This window comes from Blastopirellula sp. J2-11 (assembly GCF_024584705.1).
In the GTDB taxonomy this organism is placed as follows: Bacteria; Planctomycetota; Planctomycetia; order Pirellulales; family Pirellulaceae; genus Blastopirellula.
Map to the genome: position 1 here is coordinate 2500327 of NZ_CP097384.1, position 17957 is coordinate 2518283.

14 protein-coding genes are annotated in these 17957 nt (G+C 56.2%); 8 read left to right on the plus strand and 6 right to left on the minus strand.

All coding sequences use genetic code 11. The features are described from left to right. Positions 1–134: 134 nt before the first annotated feature. The 3 genes from lepB to M4951_RS10320 form a co-directional block, all read right to left on the minus strand. Entirely contained in the window at positions 135–728 is a 594-nt protein-coding gene (lepB, locus tag M4951_RS10310) for a signal peptidase I (protein ID WP_262026402.1), read from the minus strand. Positions 729–983: 255 nt separating this feature from the next. Next, positions 984–2051 (minus strand): radical SAM protein, encoded by a 1068-nt coding sequence (locus M4951_RS10315; protein ID WP_262026403.1) that lies wholly within the window; start codon positions 2049–2051, stop codon positions 984–986. A 292-nt stretch (positions 2052–2343) separates the two neighbouring features. Next, entirely contained in the window at positions 2344–3615 is a 1272-nt protein-coding gene (locus tag M4951_RS10320; RefSeq protein ID WP_262026404.1) for a lactonase family protein, read from the minus strand. 651 nt (positions 3616–4266) lie between these two features. Here M4951_RS10320 and M4951_RS10325 point away from each other — a divergent pair. The 5 genes from M4951_RS10325 (at position 4267) to M4951_RS10345 (ending at position 10778) form a co-directional block, all read left to right on the plus strand. Further along, positions 4267–5142, plus strand: a complete 876-nt coding sequence (locus M4951_RS10325; RefSeq protein ID WP_262026405.1) for a DUF1559 domain-containing protein — start codon at positions 4267–4269, stop codon at positions 5140–5142. 185 nt (positions 5143–5327) lie between these two features. Further along, entirely contained in the window at positions 5328–5741 is a 414-nt protein-coding gene (locus tag M4951_RS10330; RefSeq protein ID WP_315985765.1) for a carboxypeptidase-like regulatory domain-containing protein, read from the plus strand. Between the two features lie 44 nt (positions 5742–5785). After that, positions 5786–8719 carry a hypothetical protein gene (locus M4951_RS10335; RefSeq protein WP_262026407.1) on the plus strand — a complete coding sequence of 978 codons (2934 nt, stop codon included), beginning with the start codon at positions 5786–5788 and terminating at the stop codon, positions 8717–8719. A 71-nt stretch (positions 8720–8790) separates the two neighbouring features. Next, positions 8791–9333, plus strand: a complete 543-nt coding sequence (locus M4951_RS10340; protein ID WP_262026408.1) for a sigma-70 family RNA polymerase sigma factor — start codon at positions 8791–8793, stop codon at positions 9331–9333. Beyond that, complete coding sequence (locus M4951_RS10345; RefSeq protein ID WP_262026409.1) at positions 9330–10778, plus strand: DNRLRE domain-containing protein; 1449 nt, start codon at positions 9330–9332, stop codon at positions 10776–10778. Before M4951_RS10340 ends, M4951_RS10345 begins: the two co-directional genes overlap by 4 nt. Before the next feature lie 49 nt (positions 10779–10827). Here the strand turns inward: M4951_RS10345 and M4951_RS10350 are convergent, their stop codons facing one another. Continuing rightward, positions 10828–12048 carry a pyridoxal phosphate-dependent aminotransferase gene (locus M4951_RS10350; RefSeq protein WP_262026410.1) on the minus strand — a complete coding sequence of 407 codons (1221 nt, stop codon included), beginning with the start codon at positions 12046–12048 and terminating at the stop codon, positions 10828–10830. A gap of 275 nt (positions 12049–12323) precedes the next feature. Here M4951_RS10350 and M4951_RS10355 point away from each other — a divergent pair, with 275 nt between their 5' ends. Both M4951_RS10355 and M4951_RS10360 read left to right on the plus strand, forming a co-directional pair. Next, on the plus strand, positions 12324–13268 hold the full coding sequence (locus M4951_RS10355) for a hypothetical protein (protein WP_262026411.1): 945 nt from the start codon (positions 12324–12326) through the stop codon (positions 13266–13268). 46 nt (positions 13269–13314) lie between these two features. After that, positions 13315–14733 (plus strand): amidase, encoded by a 1419-nt coding sequence (locus M4951_RS10360; RefSeq protein ID WP_262026412.1) that lies wholly within the window; start codon positions 13315–13317, stop codon positions 14731–14733. On the opposite strand, the gene rsmA is transcribed toward M4951_RS10360, so the two are convergent. Next, positions 14725–15642, minus strand: a complete 918-nt coding sequence (gene rsmA / locus M4951_RS10365; protein ID WP_262026413.1) for a 16S rRNA (adenine(1518)-N(6)/adenine(1519)-N(6))-dimethyltransferase RsmA — start codon at positions 15640–15642, stop codon at positions 14725–14727. The genes M4951_RS10360 and rsmA overlap by 9 nt on opposite strands. Positions 15643–15679: 37 nt before the next feature. Then, positions 15680–16282 (minus strand): riboflavin synthase, encoded by a 603-nt coding sequence (locus M4951_RS10370; RefSeq protein ID WP_262026414.1) that lies wholly within the window; start codon positions 16280–16282, stop codon positions 15680–15682. Between the two features lie 300 nt (positions 16283–16582). On the opposite strand from M4951_RS10370, the gene eno reads away from it, so the two are divergent. Further along, positions 16583–17872 carry a phosphopyruvate hydratase gene (gene eno / locus M4951_RS10375; RefSeq protein ID WP_262026415.1) on the plus strand — a complete coding sequence of 430 codons (1290 nt, stop codon included), beginning with the start codon at positions 16583–16585 and terminating at the stop codon, positions 17870–17872. Positions 17873–17957 lie beyond the last annotated feature (85 nt).

The window sequence follows — 17957 nt, forward strand, 5'->3', positions numbered from 1 at the left end:
TTCGGCCTACGGGATATTATAAGAAGTCAGGGGCAGTCTGAGAATCAAGCCCAGTCCCCGTGGCCACGAATGCGGTTGGCGACCATGTTGGGGCACATTGATTGCCACGCAAGGTCGTGGTCGTGGCGCTCGTGCTATCGCACCCATCCCACCCGCGTCATGGGCCACGCAATCAGCCAGGCGCGGCCCATAATCCTATGAGCAGGAACCGGGCCGTTGAACCGGCTGTCGTCGGAATCTTTCAGATCGTCCCCAAGCACATAGTAACCATCGCCGCACGGCACAGGCTTGCCATCGGTGAGATTGCCAAATCTCAAATACTTCACGTCGAGCGATGGTGGGCATTCAACCGGTTGGCCATCAATGAGTAATTCACCATGGCGAACCATCTGAACGCTCTCGCCCGGCAGCCCTACCACACGTTTCATTCGCTTTTCGCCAGAATCGGTGATGAACGTGATTACCTCCCAACGGCGAGGGCTACGATACCAGCAGCTAACTTTCTCGGTGATCACGCGATCACCGTCGTCCGGATTGGTTCCCATCAGCGTAGGCGACATCGATGGGGAGATGACGACGGATACATCCATCGTCAGCCAATAGAAAGCGACGATCGCGCCGAACCCAGCCAGTCCGCGCTCGATCCAGCGCAGAGTTGTGCGAAGGGCCGAAGAATATCTGCTGCGAACCGGAACGTTACTGTTGTTGGGGGTTGCAGGATTTGGCATCGCGTTCGGCTTGCTCGATTTGTAATTGTCGCTCTTCCCACTGCAATTTAGTGGACCGAGTGGCGCCCACACACGGGGTCATCGTGCCAGCGATGAGAAGAAATGCTCCAGCACCCGCTACAGTGAGTAGCAAAGCGTTCTGGCCAAGATGACTGGCCGAAGGCGTCTGTGGCGCAGTTACAGGATTTGGCGGCACATCCGCCAACGACTCATTCAGCGACTCATCGGATTGGGGGCTATCGTCCATTAGGCGCCTTAAAAAGAGGTGAGAACTCGCGACTCAAGGACGCGGACCGTTTCTCGATAACAGGCTTGATCCAGCAAACAGAGCAATCCATCGGGTCGGTTCACATCTCCCGTCCTGATGAAATTGCTGCATCGACAACTTTTTGTGCTACAAAGCGCTTGCAGCGTGCAGGGGGCGCATTCCGCCGGCGACATTCCAGGAAGAGGAGCGTGGCCAAGGAAATCATCGCCATCAAACACATTGCCTGATAGACGCATCGGATTACTTGGCTCGTCAGCACCGATAAGACGCTCACAAGGAAATAGATTCCCCGCAGGAGTTACCGCGATCTCAGCATGGCCAAATCCGCATCGCGCCGTCTCGGTCAATGGAATGCCTGCTGCTCGTGCAGCCTTTTCGTCGAACCAACTTACGCTGCACTCTGGCAGTCGTTCTCCCCAAAAGTCTGCGGCGCGGCGGATGGCGTCCTTCAAGCGTTCACCATCAGTCTTGGTCCAGGTTGTCCAAAGATTAAGCGACGGATCAAATCGCCGAACGCCGAGCGTATAAAGGAACTCCATTCCCTCCGGCAAAGACTTAACGCTGCTTGGCTGAACAACCATAACGACGCGGAATTCTTTACCCGCATCAATCAGGCGAGCCATCGTGTTTTGGACTCGAAACGAACTAGGCGTCCCATCGACCGTAACGCGGTGGCCATCATGAGCGCTCGGCAATCCATCATGGCTAATTGCCAATTCAAGTTCAGGCAATGTCATTACGGACCATGCGACAGTCGACTCAATCGTTCCGTTGGTCGTCATGCTTAACGCCAGGCGGACACCCTGATCGTCGGCCGCGGATCGAGCGTAACGCACAAGATCCAAGATTAATTCAGCTTCAATAAGAGGCTCGCCGCCGAAGAACGACAGTTCGAGCGCACCATCGCGACGCACGGACCGGATCGCCCGGTCGATCGCCTTTCGACCGATTTCTGGTGATAGCGGCCGCCCGATTTTCTCGCCGGTGTAACAATACGAACAACGCAGATTGCACGCATGATTGACGACCAGCGTGAGGCCGAATTTTGCGTGCATCCGCCTCCTCCTGAAAACGCCATCGACCAAGTCCAATACGCTCGCCCCCCCCCCCGCAGATCGTATTCTCTCACACAACGAGCTTTGTGCAAGCATTTCGTCGGCTTTGCTCCAACTGACAGTCGCGATTCGAACAGGCGTCTGGGAGAGTTGCTCGCCTATCCCGGACTCACCGCAAGACCGAAAAGATGCCGCCGCAAGGCGCTGTCTCGTGAGGCCGCCGACGCGATGAAAAATTTTGTCACCCCGAGCTTGTAATGAAATCAGCTAATCACGTTCATGGGCTCACCCTTTACTCGGGACTGGGGAGAGCAAGAAAAACGATGCTCGACGGATTTCCGACCGGCGCGTAGTGGTCGGTAAACTGGAGAAGTCCGGTGTCGCGATTCACTTGAAATACGGTCACATGGTCCGCTCGCTGATTGCAGCAATAAAGAAACTCGCCTGTCGGATCCAAGTTAAAACTGCGTGGGTAGTCGCCGCGCGTCCACTCGTCGGCGACGTGCGTCAACTCTCCGTCGCTTCCTACCGAGAAGATCCCGATACTGTCATGCAGGCGATTGCCGGCGTAGACAAATCGACCGTCGGCCGAAACGAGAATCTCAGAGCAGAAATTGCTCCCGGCGAAATTTGGCGGCAACGTCGAAATTGTTTGCCGTGGCGACAATCGGCCTACTTCTGCGTCGTAATCAAACAACACGATGGTCGATCCCTCTTCCTGAATCGAGTAGAACCACCGACCATTGGGATGAAAATGAAAATGCCGGGGGCCATCTCCCGGCGGCAAGGAAACGGTCGCCGGATCATTCGCGGTGAGTTTTCCCCGGGACGGGTCAAACTTCCAGATGAAAATTTGATCCAATCCCAAATCTACATGCAGGACGAAACGCCCTGCCGGATCGGCCTGAATCATATGAGCGTGCGCAGTGTCATGCCCGCTAAACGCGAAACTCCCCGGAGGCGCATGGACCGCTTTCGTGGGGCCAATCTTGCCGCTGTCATGCTTGACATCGGTAGGACTGCCGAGCCGCCCATCGTCCAAAATCGGCAGCACGGCGATCGAACCGCCGAAGTAGTTGGCGACGAAGAGATGTTTGCCCGCAGGATGAATGCTCAGATAGGTCGGACCGGCGCCGCCTGATCGAACCGTATTGAGAAGCGTCAAGCCGCCGCTGGCCGGATCGATGGCGAAACTACTAACGGTTCCCTCTTTGTCGTTCCCCACGCGATCGGTCTCGTTGGACGAGTAGAGTCGCGTCCCCGCAGCATTGACCGTTAAACAACTGGGGCTCGTTCCCATTTCATGTACGACCGCAGCTGTCAGCGCTCCTGTTGCGCGGTTCACGCGAAAGCCATGGATGCCGCGGCCATTGCCGGGAGGAAGATCAACTTGCGTATCCAAGACATCTTTCAAAGGAGAACTGAACGTGCCGACATAAGCCATGAGCGGGCGTTCGGCATTGGCGTCTTCGGCGGAAAATAAATCACCAGCCAGCTGACTCGCACCCGCCATCGCGATGCTGTAGGCCAAGAAGGAACGTCGGGAAGTATTCTTGAACGTCATGTCTACCATTGTCTTGGAGATAAGAGACGGAGAACGGAGGAAGTTGGGCCTGGTCGTTGTGGCCACGTCTGCGTGTCCATGAATGCGATCGGCGACCATCCAGAATGATGCAACGACTCTATTTTTTCTAGCAGCAATCGTTGTAGAACGGAATATTGGAGCACATTCATCGCCACGCAAAGCCGTGGCGGCGCCCTGGCTAATTCTTAGGGGGAATTTATCGTCTTCGCGGCCAAGATCGAAAACGAGTGATTCGTTTCCAGAGGAGGCCCGTTTTTGGGGGCATTCGTCAGGCGATTGGTCATTGCCTGATTGCGATTGAAAGGGCTTCTCCCTTAACGCGTCGGTTGGGCGGATGAAATATTGAGTTAAACGGCGTTTGCGACATTCTTGCGAGAAAAAAGCAGAATTTATGTCAAAAACCTGGTGGAGCCGCTCTTTGTTCTTATCCCATTATTACGCAGAACTTTCGCGCCGCGTGAGTTCATGCAAATCCTGTTGATCGCTTCACGGATTGGATCGATGCCGCTGGCTCGCTCAATTTCTCTGCGGTCAAAAGGATTGGTATTTCATTTTGGACCCGTTTCATTCTGTCGTGACATCGAGTGAGATCGTCTCGCTGCATGTCAAATTATTCCCGGAGCCCCCCGCATGCGTTACCAAAAAGGCTTTACGTTGGTAGAGCTTCTTGTTGTCATCGCCATTATCGGCGTGTTGATTGCTTTGCTATTGCCGGCTGTTCAACAAGCCCGAGAAGCGGCTCGTCGAATGCAGTGCGCGAATAATCTCAAACAAATGGGTCTGGCGCTGCACAATCATCACGATACTTTCGGCAGCTTTCCGCCCGGCATGGCCAAAAGTTTGAACTCGGATGGAACGGACGCCGATCTCTATCGCTCGTTCGGCTGGCAAACTTACATTCTCCCCTTCATCGAACAGGCGAACATCCATGCGGCCATTCAAGAGGTCGCCGATTTCAAAGTGCGCACGGGTCTCTATACCAGTCTTGGTTGCGACTGCTCACTGCCGGAATTGAAGACGGTTATCGAAGGCTATCGCTGTCCTTCGGCGAATACGCCTGACTTGGCTACCGACGGCGACACCGAAACTTGCGCGATTAGCAATTACGCCGGGTGCTACGGCAACACTCCAGAAGCGGACAATTGGAGTGGAAACGGCGCCATGCCGATTCGAAATGGTCGAGTCGTACGCATGCGTGATATTACCGATGGGCTCAGCGGAACATTTATGGTGGGAGAAGTCGCCACGCCGACAAACGCGGATGATGTCACCGCGCCAAAATGGGCCGGTGGAGAAGATAACGAGAAGTGGGAGGTCATTCGCCAAACGTCGACTGGTCATAATCCTAACGAGCACGAGAAAGAAGGCTTTACCAGCCAACACTCGGGCGGCGTTCAGGTGCTCGCCTGCGATGGATCGGCTCACTTCATCGCCGAAACAATTGACAGCACCACCTATCAGCGACTTTCCAATATCAACTGGGGAACGCCAGCTGAATGGCCGTAAGATGGCTCGTATGCCAGCGCGTTCCCAGATTTAAGCTCCCTTGATTTTGCGAAAACGTCATCCCCGCGCACGCGGATTGTTTTTGGTTTGACCCCGCGTCCAACAACTATCCGCATAGCGCTTCGGCCGATATCGCACGGCGATCACCCCCTTCCTGTGAAACTTCTTAACCAACTTGATAGCCCATGCAACGACGATCATTCTCGATTCAAATCGCTCTCCTCCTTGGGTCGATTGTCGGCTGCAATGGGGGGAATAATTTAGCGTCTGTTGAGGGGATTGTCACCTTGGATGGTCAGCCTTTACCCAATGCGAATGTCATTTTCGAAGGGCAAGGTCCACAAGGCGATTCCGCGTCGGCGTATACGGACGCCAACGGCCATTTCCAGCTAAAAGACACCATTCAGACCGTGGGGGCGAAGCCGGGCCAATATCTTGTTCGCATCACCGCTCAAGCGGTGGACGAATACTCGAAACCGCCTGCAATTCCCCCCAAGTACAACCGCAATTCTCAAATCCTCGTCACCGTGACCAATGGCTCCAATACATTTAATTATGAGCTTAAGTCGGATCCTCGCTACAAATCTGTCGAACAGTAATCCCTCCCTCGATTTGCTCGCCTTTCTCACCCGTGGTGGCTGCTATGAATTTCACGCATCGTCGTCTGCGAAACGTTCTCTTGTTGCTCTTGTTTCTCCAAGCAGTTGGTAACGCCGCCGCTCAAAGCCAAAGTGTTGCGCCAACCGTTTCGACCGGCGATCCGTCTTCCGCCGAGACGAACGGCGCCGCAACGGAGTTGCAGATTAGCGGCGTTTATCCTCATCTCACCACCTATGGCGTCTACAGTCAGGATGGAGCTCATCGCAAAGGGGGTCATGACGAATGCGGCATTGGAGCGGTTGTTCCGTGGGCCGATAAGTTATGGATGGTGAACTACGCGCCTCACATGCCGCGCGGCAGCGAGCATAAGCTTTTCTCGGTAGATAAAGATTTGAAGATGATCATTCATCCGGAAAGCGTCGGCGGGACGCCGGCGGGGCGAATGATTCATCAAGAATCGAATCAATTGCTCATCGCTCACTACTTGATTGATCACGAAGGCGGAGTCCGGACGATTTCTCCGCAAGAGATGCCGATTCGAGTTACGGCCATCGCGCGACATCTGGAAGATCCCGTCAACCTGGTCTATTACATCGATATGGAAGGGAGCATCTGGGAAGCCAACGTTCATACGCTCGCGGTCAAGCAGCTTTTTAAGAAGCCTGTCCCCGGTTGGCACGGCAAAGGGGGATATACCGGCCAAGGGCGGCTAGTCGTTTCGAACAACGGCGAGCACCCGGCAGGCACGTACGATGATTTGCTTGTCGGCGGAGCTGCAGTGGGAGAAGAAGAACGCGGCGTGCTCGCCCAATGGGACGGCAAGACGTGGGAAATTATCGAGCGTCGACAATACACGGACGTGACCGGCCCGAAAGGGATTGCCGGCGGCGGCGACCAGGACGACCCGATCTGGGCGATTGGATGGGATCGCCGCAGTTTGCGTCTCAAACTTTTGGATGCAGGAACTTGGCGCACCTACCTGCTTCCCAAAGCTTCCCTCTGCAATGATGCTCGGCATGGGTGGTACACCGAATGGCCTCGAATTCGCGAGTTAGCGGCTGGTCGCGGCATGCTGGACATGCATGGAATGTTCTTCGATTTCCCGATGAGCTTTTCCGTGCAAAACGCCAGCGGCATTCAGCCGATCGGTAGTCATCTGCGTTACGTTCCCGACTTTTGTCAATGGAACGATCAACTAGTCTTGGCGACGGATGAAACCAGTATTCAAGGCAACCATCTCGCCGGACAACCGCAATCGAATCTTTGGTTCGGCAAGTACGAAGACCTGAAGTCATGGGGGCCGGCGAACGGATATGGAGGCCCCTGGATTGAAGATGCAGTAAAAGCCAATCAGCCGTCGGATCCCTTTCTTGTCGCCGGATTTGATCAACGTATTCTTCATTTGGCCCTGGGGCGCAATAGTCAGCATTCGTCAGAACTAGGGAATCGAACCACCGGAAAAATAAAGATCACCGAGATGCCGCCGCAACTAGCGCGGTTGCCGCGCGTCACCACGCAACGAGGCGATTATCATCAGCCGGCGCCCGGTTTTTCGTTCCGAGTCAATCAGCCGGTCACGGTTTATCTGGTCGTCGATCGACGCGGTAATCCGCGTTTGGACGAAACCTGGAAGAGGACCGACTTGTCGTTGACCTGGAATCATCACAATCAAGATGTGATCTACACCAAAGCCTTCGCCAGCGGCGAGATCACCATTCCTGGTAATGATGCGGAGCATATCGCCGGCGATTATGGAATGCCTCACATGGCCTGCGTCGCCGGACAAGATGAAAGCTTGAAGATTGAAGCGAATGAAAATGCGACCGTCACGCAGCTTCTTCCAACCAAGTCGTCCCCTGCTTCCAGCACGTTGCCGGTTCGGTTTACGCTCGAAGTCGATCGCCAGGGGAATGGAGTCTGGGAAGAGTATTCGACAGTCGATGTCGAACCGAGCGGCGCCGTCGTTCACCATTTTCCGAACGATCTTGACGCGGTATGGTTACGATTGAAAACCGATCGTGACTGCGTAGCCACCGCCGTCTTGCACCAGACGTCAGCGCAGTATCCTGCCGAGCGCAGCGCACAGGGAGATTCGCTATTCGTCGGCTTGGCGTCGGCTAGCAGTCCCGCCAAGTCGGTCCACGCGGGGCTCTTATACGCCGCCAAACGGAGCCGAGATTTACGCGTCGTCGGCTCTTCAGGCCAGTTTTTCGAGTTCACCAAAGACCGTTTTGAATTTCGACCCGATAAAGCGGATCCCCAATTGGCGAAGCGTTTGGAAGTCGCGGCGGAGTTCGCCGTGGACGATGCGTCCGTTATCGTGAAATACCAGGGAAAGCGATTCCGTTTACCGAAAGGCTCCAGCGCGTTTGATCGGCCGTTCGCTTCCGGTTGGCCTCGTGCGACTCGCGAAGTGGAGTCAGAACGATCTCTGGCGAACATCCATGGAACCTTTTACGAAGTTCCCCTGATCAACAACGGTCTGCCTCCGGCCTTTGAATTGATGCGGCCGATTAGCAGCCACGATAAGCAGATTACCGATTTCGCCTCGTGGAACGGTTTGCTGGTATTGGCCGGCGTGCGTGCTGACGCGGCCGAAGATGGACATGTGATCGCCAGCAGTGACGGTCAAATGGCCTTATGGTTTGGCGCCATTGATGACCTTTGGCAACTGGGAAAACCTGTCGGCGTGGGGGGCCCGTGGAAAGAGACGAAAGTGTCCGCAGGTCAACCGTCCGATCCGTATCTAATAACCGGTTATGACGAAAAGCGTTTGTCCTTGTCGGCCGATCAAGATACGGAGGTGACGTTGGAAATTGATTTCGACCACCTTAGCGGCTTTCATCCCTATCGCACGATTACGGTTCCCGCCGGTGAAGAGGTGACGCTCGATTTTCCCCAGGGATTCAGCGCCCATTGGATTCGCTGCGTTTCGAGCCAAGCTTGTACGGTTACGGCGCAATTAGAATATCGATAGTTAACGACGTGAAAACAGAGGGGCGCCCTGTGACGCATTCCCTTGAACCCACCCCGGGAAATACTCCTCCCTTGCAAGACTCTGAACGCAACGAAGATAGTCGAGCGAGCGAGTTCGTGCAGTTGTTGGGCAGCCATCAACGCCAATTGGTTTTGTATTTGACGAGCCTGCTTCATGACCGCGATGCCGTAGACGACGTATTTCAAGAGACCATGTTAGTGTTGTGGCGCGAGTTCCACAGTTATGAAGCAGGTACTAATTTTACCGCTTGGTCATGTCGAGTCGCGTACAATCAAGTCAGGGCTTGGCGAAAAAAACAGCAACGAGATCGTTTGCAATTTTCCGACGAATTTTTGGACGCGGTTAATCGCGAGCTAGAGATGAACGCAGATCACTTGCGCCGTCGTGACGAACTGCTGGCGCATTGTTTAGCCAAGTTGCCTGTCCATCATCGTCAGCTAATTCAATATCGATATTCGGCAGGCGAAGCGGTGACTCAAATTGCGGAACAAACGGATCGCAGTATCGAAGCGGTTTATCGTCTGTTAAGTCGAATTCGCCGTACGCTTCACGAATGCGTAAATCGGCAAATGGCGAAAGAGGATAACCAATGAGCCAAACTGATGAACGAGACGCCTTTTATCGTCTGTGCGACGCCGTTTTAGACGGGCGCTCAACGCCAGACGAGTTGGCGCAGCTAGAGTCGTTGATTCTTGGATTACCAGAATTGCGCCGCGAGTATGTGGAAATTTCGCACTTGCACGCCTCGCTTCGTTTAGCGGGAGAAGGTTCGCCCGGCGCTGGCGAGCCCGCAGTTCCCTCATCTCCGACCAGTCGCCGTAAGATCACCACGTCATTGCAGACATTTTTGTGGTCAGCGACGGCGGCGGCGTTGGCCTTGGCGGCTTCCGTCTTTGGGATCCTGTTCGCGATCTCTTCTCAAGATCGCGCGCCTCAGCCTTTCGTGAGCATTTCATCGACCGCCGGCAGTCAGTTCGCTTCGGCGACGTTTTCGACGACCAACGATTCTCGGATTGGCGCGGGACGAGTAAAGTTGAAAGAGGGAATCGTCACGCTGCGATTTGATGTTGGTGCGCTGGTTGAACTTGAGGGACCAGCCGACTTCGAGATTCTGAACCCGATGAAAGGACGTTTGCATGACGGCAAGTTGGTCGCGACCGTTGGGGCCGCCGCCAAGGGGTTTTCGATTGAGACGCCGGATGCGAACCTGATCGATCAAGGCACTTGCTTTGGCGTGGTCGTGACCGATCAAGGAAGCGGCTGTCTGCAGGTCTTTGAGGGACTGGTGGATGTCGAACATCGACAAAGCGGCAAGCAGATTTCTGTTCGAGAAAGCCAATCGCTGAAGATCACCTCGGAACGCGTTGACTGGCTAGAAGAGACGCAGAAATATGGGAAAGAGCAATATCGCGGCTCGTCCTCCGAGACGCCGCGGCAAACGCAGATCACCACCGCCACCGGCGCCGGCTCTGATCATTGGCTCATTCGCGACGAGGCGGAACGCTACGGGCCGCAGGATCTGTTGATGATCAAATGGGCGGAAGACGATTGGAGTAATTTCGATCGAAAAATCTATTTAAAATTCGATTTGTCAGGCGTCGACGTCAAGCAGGTTTCTGAGGCTGTACTTAGCGTCACCGCCTCGGATACGCAATTGGGATTTGCATCGCGGATGCCGGATGCGACTTATGCGGTTTACGCCGTCACCAATGATCAGCTCGATTACTGGGAGCCCGACACGCTGACCTGGAAAAACGCCCCGGCCAATGTCGATGCGGCCGATCGGCTCGATATTACCCAAACGCAAATGGTAGGTCGGTTCCAGATTCCTCACGGTCAGAAACATGGCTTGTTTTCGATCGACTCGCCGGCGTTGTTGGATATTGTCCGACATGATGCGAATCGGCTCGTCACCTTGGTGATCGTTCCTGAAACGCAGGAGGCGAAAGGAGACGCGTTGGTGCATGGTTTCGCGAGTGGAAACCATGCAACTTTGCCTCCCCCGACCCTCCGCTTAACAATGGCGGATGCGCCCTGACCGTGGTGAAGTAACGACTCAATAATTCCACTCAATCGTGTCGTTGGCGTTACATCTCTTGCTTGGCCATCCAGGGAATCATTCGCTGGAACGCTTCTTCGATCTTCTCCATTGAGGTCGAATAGCTGATTCGGAGCGAATTGATGCAGCTTTCTCCGAACGCTTCGCCGGGGACGACGCAAACGCCGATCTCTTCCAGCATCCGTAAGGCCAGAGTGCTGCCGTTGCAGGTCCGCGGCAACGACGGAAAGATGTAGAATCCTCCCTGCGGCCAATAGCCGGTCAGGTTGGGCGTTTCGCTGACCAATTTCACCACGCGATCTCTGCGGCGGCGATATTCTTGGACCATCTCGTCAACGCAAGCGGTTGGCCCTTGCAGCGCCGCGATGCCTGCCCACTGGGCCGGCGTGTTCGCTACGGTGGTGGTGAACATGTGGTAGCGGCGCAACATTTTGATCGCTCCTTGACTGGAAACGATCCAGCCGATGCGGAGTCCCGGCATCGCATAGGTTTTCGAGAAACTGCTCGCGATCATCACATGATCCAAGTCGGACGTATGCCGCAGCACGCTCGCATATTCCAGGTCGTCAAGAATCAGATGGTCGTACACTTCGTCGCTGATCACCCGAATCCCTTGATAAGCGGCTTCTTGCACGATGGCCTCGATCGTCTCCGGCGGATAGACCGTCCCGGTCGGATTGCTGGGCGAATTCAAGATGATCGCAAACGTGCGGGGGCCGATCGCGTCAATCACTTCCTGCGGGTCAAGCTGGTGCCCGTTTTCCGCCCGGGTGGGGATCGCTTTGACTTCGCCGCCATGCATTCGAACCAAGGGAGCGTAGAGCGGGAAGGTCGGATCCGGAATCAAAAATTGCCGACCCGGCGCCGAGGTCACGCTGATCGCCAGGTACATCGCTTCGGTCGCGCCGGTCGTGATCAGGATGTTATCCTCGGTGATCTCCCGCTCTGTACGCGCCGAGTAGTACTTGGCGAGCTCCGTCAGTAGTTCGGGGAGCCCGGCGTCCATGGTGTAGCCGAGATGGCCCGCTCGCAGCGCGTCGATATGCGCTTCGACAATATGTTGCGGACATTGAAAGTCCGGCTGGCCGATCGAAAGATGGATGACGTCCTTCATCGTCGCCGCCAGGTTGACCATACGCCGAATCCCAGGGACCGGCAACGCGCGCAACGCTGGGCTCCATTCCATCGCCTCATCGTTAGAGGGGATCTTCAGTCCGTCCTGCAGTTTCTCGCTCCTGGGATTAGTCATGGCGCATTACTCCTCGTGATTGGGCGGATAGATGATTTCGATAAGCGGGATGCGAGAGTAAGACTCAATCGCATCTTGAGCTCGTTGCCGTTTTTCCTTCGCAGAACAGATTGCGCACTTTTCGTTTCACGCTTAATGCAACCTTAGCCGCATTTGCACGGTTTCGTCGATAGTGCAAGTGGGGTAACCTGAAGAAAAGTTTCCCCGACGTCGGCGGCGACGTGACAGCATGCGCCGCCTGATCGATCTTTTCGCATTCCACAGGAGCAAGCCCCTTGTCCGTCATTGATAACGCTCGACTTGAGCAAGCGCTTGAGGAATTAGGCATAACGACGCGAGACAATTACGCTCTCCCCTCTTCAAATGGTTCCTTTGTTGATGGCGGTCACTTTCGGATCGAAATCGCTGGGGTCGAACGACTCTCTGCGTTAGAAACGATGCTCGAAGAAGCGGAAAAGCTGAACGTTCCCATTCATCGCATCATCGCGACCGTCGGCGGCGCGACGTTTCTCACGCAGGGAGAACTGAACCAGTTTGCGGCTCTTGCGCGGGAAAAGAAGATCGAAGTCATCATGACGTTGGGACCGCGCCGCGGTTGGGATACCGGGCGACAAATCGCAACCAGCGAGGGGATCGTTTCCGGCATGCGGCTGCGCGGCGTCGATAGCATTCGGCATTGGTTGAAAGATTGCGATCGCTGTTTGGAAGCCGGTTTTCGCGGGTTTCTCGTTCCTGACGAAGGGTTGCTATCGTTGGTGAGTGAGCTGCGCGAGAAGGCGGTGATTCCTGCAGAAACCATTTTCAAGCTATCGGTGTTCGCCGGGCACGCAAATCCGGCCGGAGCGAAACTCGCCCAAAAACTGGGCGCCAACAGCTTCAATCCGTTGGCCGATTTGACTCTGCCGATGCTCTCTAGCATTCGCAGCGCGATCGACATTCCGATGGATATCTATTTGTGCCTGGTCAACGCGATGGGCGGCTTCGTGCGGTTTTACGAAGCGGCCGAGATCGCGCGGTTGTGTGCGCCTTGCTATTTCAAAATCGAACCAGGTCCGTCGGAAGAACTGATCTACGCTCCCTGGAACACGCGCGAGTATCACGACGCCCAGATTCGCGAACGCGTTCGCAACGCGGCGGTCGTGATGGAATTGATCGAGCGCGAAGGAGCGCCGGTGAAATGCTCTCCCGTCGGCGGCGGCGATTTGGTGATTCCTCGCTAGCGGAACGGCGTCTGTTTCTCTCCTTTCACCAACGGAAGACATGCGAATGACCCCGGAATCGACTCAAATCGCTGACATGACAGCCGGTGAAATGACGGCCCTGTTTCAATTGGGCGAACTTTCTCCGGTAGAAGCCGCTCAGGCATGTCTGCAGCGCGTGCATGACCACAATCCAAAAGTCAACGCCTACAATCTGCTCAACGAAGAACTCACCTTCGAGGCCGCTCGCTATTCCGAAGAACGGTGGCGATTGGCGACGCCGCTCGGACCGATCGACGGCGTTCCGGTCGCGGTGAAAGATATCTTTCTCACGCAAGGATGGCCAAATCGCAAGGGTTCGCTGTTAACCTCGCCCGAACCGCAACTCGTCGACGCTCCGGCCATCGCCGCGCTGCGCCGCAATGGGTTCGTCCCGTTGGGGCGCACGACGACGCCTGAGTTTGGTTGGAAAGGCGTAACCGACAATCCGCTGGACGGCGTCACTAGCAACCCGTGGGATCCAACCAAAGTCTCAGGCGGATCCAGCGGAGGGAGCGGCGCCGCGGTTGTTTTGGGAATGGGGCCGTTGGCCTTGGGGACCGACGCCGGCGGTTCGATCCGCATTCCCGCCGGTTTTTGCGGCGTCGTCGGTTTCAAACCGACCCACGGCTTGTGCCCGATGTGGCCGCCGAGCGCCTTCGATCCACTGGCCCACGTCGGGCCGATGACCTGGACCGTGGCCGATAACGCGCTGTTGCTCGACGCGCTGGCCGAGCCTGACTCGCGCGACGTCACGTTGCCAGCCAACCAGGTTTCGTTCCGCGACGCGTTGGAAGACGCCGACGTGGCGGGCCTGCGGATCGCGTTTAGCGCCAACCTTGGTTTTGTCGACGTCGATCCCGAAATCGCCGCGGCCGTTGCAGCGGCGGCGAGCCAGTTTGAAGAAGCGGGCGCGATCGTCGAAACATGCGACCCCGGTTTTTCCGATCCGTTGGAAGCGTTCAATCGGCTCTTCTACGCCGGAGCGGCGAACGCGCTGCGAGATATTGGTCCCGAAGATCGCGCAAAGATGGATCCCAATCTGATCCATGTCGCGGAGTGGGCGACTGGGCTCACTTTGCTCGAATTTATGCAAGCACGTAATGAACGAGCGGCTCTCATCGAGCGAATGAGCAAGTTCCATCAAAAGTGGGACCTGCTGTTGACCCCCACGCTGCCGATTCCCGCCTTTGACGCGGGGCTCGAAGTTCCCCAAGGCTGGCCGCACGAACGTTGGCCAACCTGGACGCCGTTTACCTACCCGTTCAACATGACCGGGCAACCGGCGATCTCCGTTCCGTGCGGATTTACCAAGTCAGGGCTGCCGATCGGCTTGCAGATTATCGGCCCGCGACATGCAGACGTCTCGGTGATTCAGGCCGCCCATTTCTATCAACAGGTCCGACCGCTGACGTCCATTCGTCCCGCTTGGATCAGTTCAACCTAATCCCACCGCTTGCAATTTTAAACGGAACATTTCGCTCATCGCCAGCACTTCGTCTGGCGTGAACTGCTCGGCCCGCGCGTCAGGTTGCAGTCCATTCGCTTCGATTACTTCATCGACCTGGGTCTTGTCGAGTCGATCTTTGAACGCACTGATCAACACGCTGCGGAGAAACTTGCGGCGGTGGAAAAAGATCGCGCGAGTAAACTGATGAAAGAACTCGCGGTCCGCAATGCGGCCGCGTAGTTCCTCGTCGACATGCAAGTTGATGATCGCCGAGTCAATCTTCGGTCGCGGCCAAAAGACGCCAGGCGGCAAGATCCGCACGATCTCGCAGCGGCATTGCGACTGCATCCAGATACTCAGCGCGCCATAGTCCTTGGTGCTGGGGACGGCGATGATGCGTTCGGCGACTTCCTTTTGAATGGTCGCTGTCATTGAGACCGGCGTGATCTCGCTCCGCAGCAAGTTCGACAAAATCGGGGTCGCAACGTTGTACGGCAAGTTCGCCGCCAACTTGAGCCGGCCGCCGGGGATCTCGGCCAGCTTTTCCTTAATCGTCTCCATCACTTCCGGGCGAAACGCGTTTTTGTTTTTCAGAACGTCAAACTGCAGCATCGTGACGTTCTCGAACTCGAACAGTTCTTCCGACGCCAGCGTGTACAGATGCTCGTCGATTTCGACCGTAATCACGTGCCCTGCTTCGGCCGCCATGCGCGTGGTCAACGATCCGGTGCCGGTGCCGATTTCCAGCACCACATCTTGCGGCCCCAGATCGGCCGAGCGGACGATCATATCGAGCAAATTCATGTCGATCAAAAAGTTCTGACCATGCTTCGAAACCGGGCGAAGCCCGACTTCACGAAATCGTTTGGTCAAAAAAGAGATCGTCTGATTCTGAAATTTAGGCATGCGTAAGGCGGAATATCCGCCGAGTAAAAGTAGCGGCTTAGGAACTGGCGGCGGCGCCGCGCAGTTGTCGCTCGACATATTTGGCGAGCAAATCGGTCTCGATATTCACAGCGTCTCCCACCTGACGGCCCCCCAGCGTCGTCACCGACAACGTATGCGGAATCAGTGCGACGCTAAAACGTTTCTCCTCGACATCGACCAACGTCAAGCTGACGCCGTCGACCGCGACCGAACCTTTGGCCGCCATCTGCAGCGCCAACTCCGGCGCGACGCGAAACCAAAACTTCGACCACTCGGCGTCGTCCTGACGCTCGTCGACCTGCCCTACTCCGTCGACATGACCGGTGACGTAATGTCCGCCCAGTCGATCGCCGGCCCGCAAGGCTCGCTCGAGATTAACCGCATCGCCGCCGGCGAGTTTGCCCAGGTTGGTTTTGCTCAACGTTTCTTCCCCCGCTTCGAAAGCCAATTGCGATCCGGAGATCTCAATCACCGTCAAACAGCAGCCGTTGATCGCGACGCTGTCGCCGATCGCGGCGCCTTCAGCGACCAGTCCGCACTCGACCAGCATCAAAACGCCGGGGCCCTGCCGTGTGACGGCTACGATCGAGCCGAGCGTTTCGACAAGTCCGGTAAACATGAGCAATCGCCTTCAACGTGGATCAAGGTGGAAAATCAGCGCCGCAATCGCAGCGCAGCGGCGAGAGTCAGCTTTGGCGGTGAGACGCACCGTAGCTAATGAATGTAGCCCGAGTTAATTTTTTCCTCAACCAAGGCTCGGCTGCCTAGTCAATGCGAAATATGCGCGGCAAAATGGCGATTCCATTCGAACTATCGTAAACCAATCCGGGCGATTATCGTCCCCGGGCCCCGAATTGTGCGGCGATTGCTACCGAAAGCCGCACGACCTGCGACAACCCCTGACCAGCGAGAGAGAACCATGAGCTTTATTGTTGACATTCGTGGCCTGCAAGTGCTCGATAGCCGCGGCAATCCCACTGTTGAGGTCGAAGTGACCCTGGATGACGGCGCCATGGGCCGCGCCGCCGTGCCGAGCGGAGCCAGCACCGGCGTTCACGAAGCGAACGAACTGCGCGACGGCGACAAGAGCGTCTACGTCGGCAAAGGGGTGACCAAAGCGGTCGAAAACGTCAACACCGTCCTGGCCGAAGTGCTGTTGGGCGAAGACGCGCTGAATCAGGCCGAAATCGATCGCAAGATGATCGAACTGGACGGCACGCCCAACAAAAGCAAGCTGGGCGCCAATGCAATCTTGGGCGTTTCGCTGGCCGTCGCCAAGGCCGCCGCACAAAGCTCCGGCTTGCCGCTCTACCGCTATCTGGGCGGCGTCGGCGCTCGTCTGCTGCCGGCCCCGATGATGAACATCCTCAACGGCGGTTCGCACGCTGACAACAATGTCGACGTCCAAGAGTTCATGGTGATGCCGTTGGGCTTCGATAACTTCAGCGACGCACTCCGCTGCGGCGTCGAAGTCTTCCATAGCCTGAAAGGCGTCCTCAAAGGCAAAGGCCTGAACACCGCCGTCGGCGACGAAGGTGGTTTCGCTCCCAACTTGGGCAGCAATATCGAAGCCTTGGATCTGATCATGGAATCGATCGAAAAGGCCGGCTACAAGCCAGGCGAACAAGTTTTCATCGCGCTCGACTGCGCTTCCAGCGAGTACTACAACGGCGAAACGAAGAAGTACACGATCGACGGCAAAGAGTTCGACTCGGCCGCGATGGTCGACTTCCTGGCCGACTGGGCCGCCAAGTATCCGATCGTTTCGATCGAAGACGGCTGCGACGAAGATGACTGGGAAGGTTGGAAGCTGCTGACCGAAAAGCTGGGCGACAAGGTCCAACTGGTCGGCGACGACTTGTTCGTCACCAACACCGAGCGTCTGGCTCGCGGCATTAAAGAAGGGATCGCCAACAGCATCCTGATCAAGGTCAACCAGATCGGTACGCTGACCGAAACGATCAACGCGATCACCATGGCTCACAACAACGGCTACACCAGCGTTTCGAGCCATCGCAGCGGCGAGACCGAAGACTCGTTCATCGCCGACCTGGCGGTCGCCCTCGGTTGCGGTCAGATCAAAACCGGCTCGGCCTCGCGTAGCGATCGCATGGCCAAGTACAACCAATTGCTCCGCATCGAAGCCGAACTAGGCGAAAACGCCATGTACGGCGGCCCAATCTTCCCCACGCTAAAGAACAAATCGTAGGGCAGGCCGTGCCTGCCGCGCGATGAGCGTAGCAGCAGACAAACAAAAAAGAGGCGCCGATTCAAAACCGGCGCCTCTTGTTGTT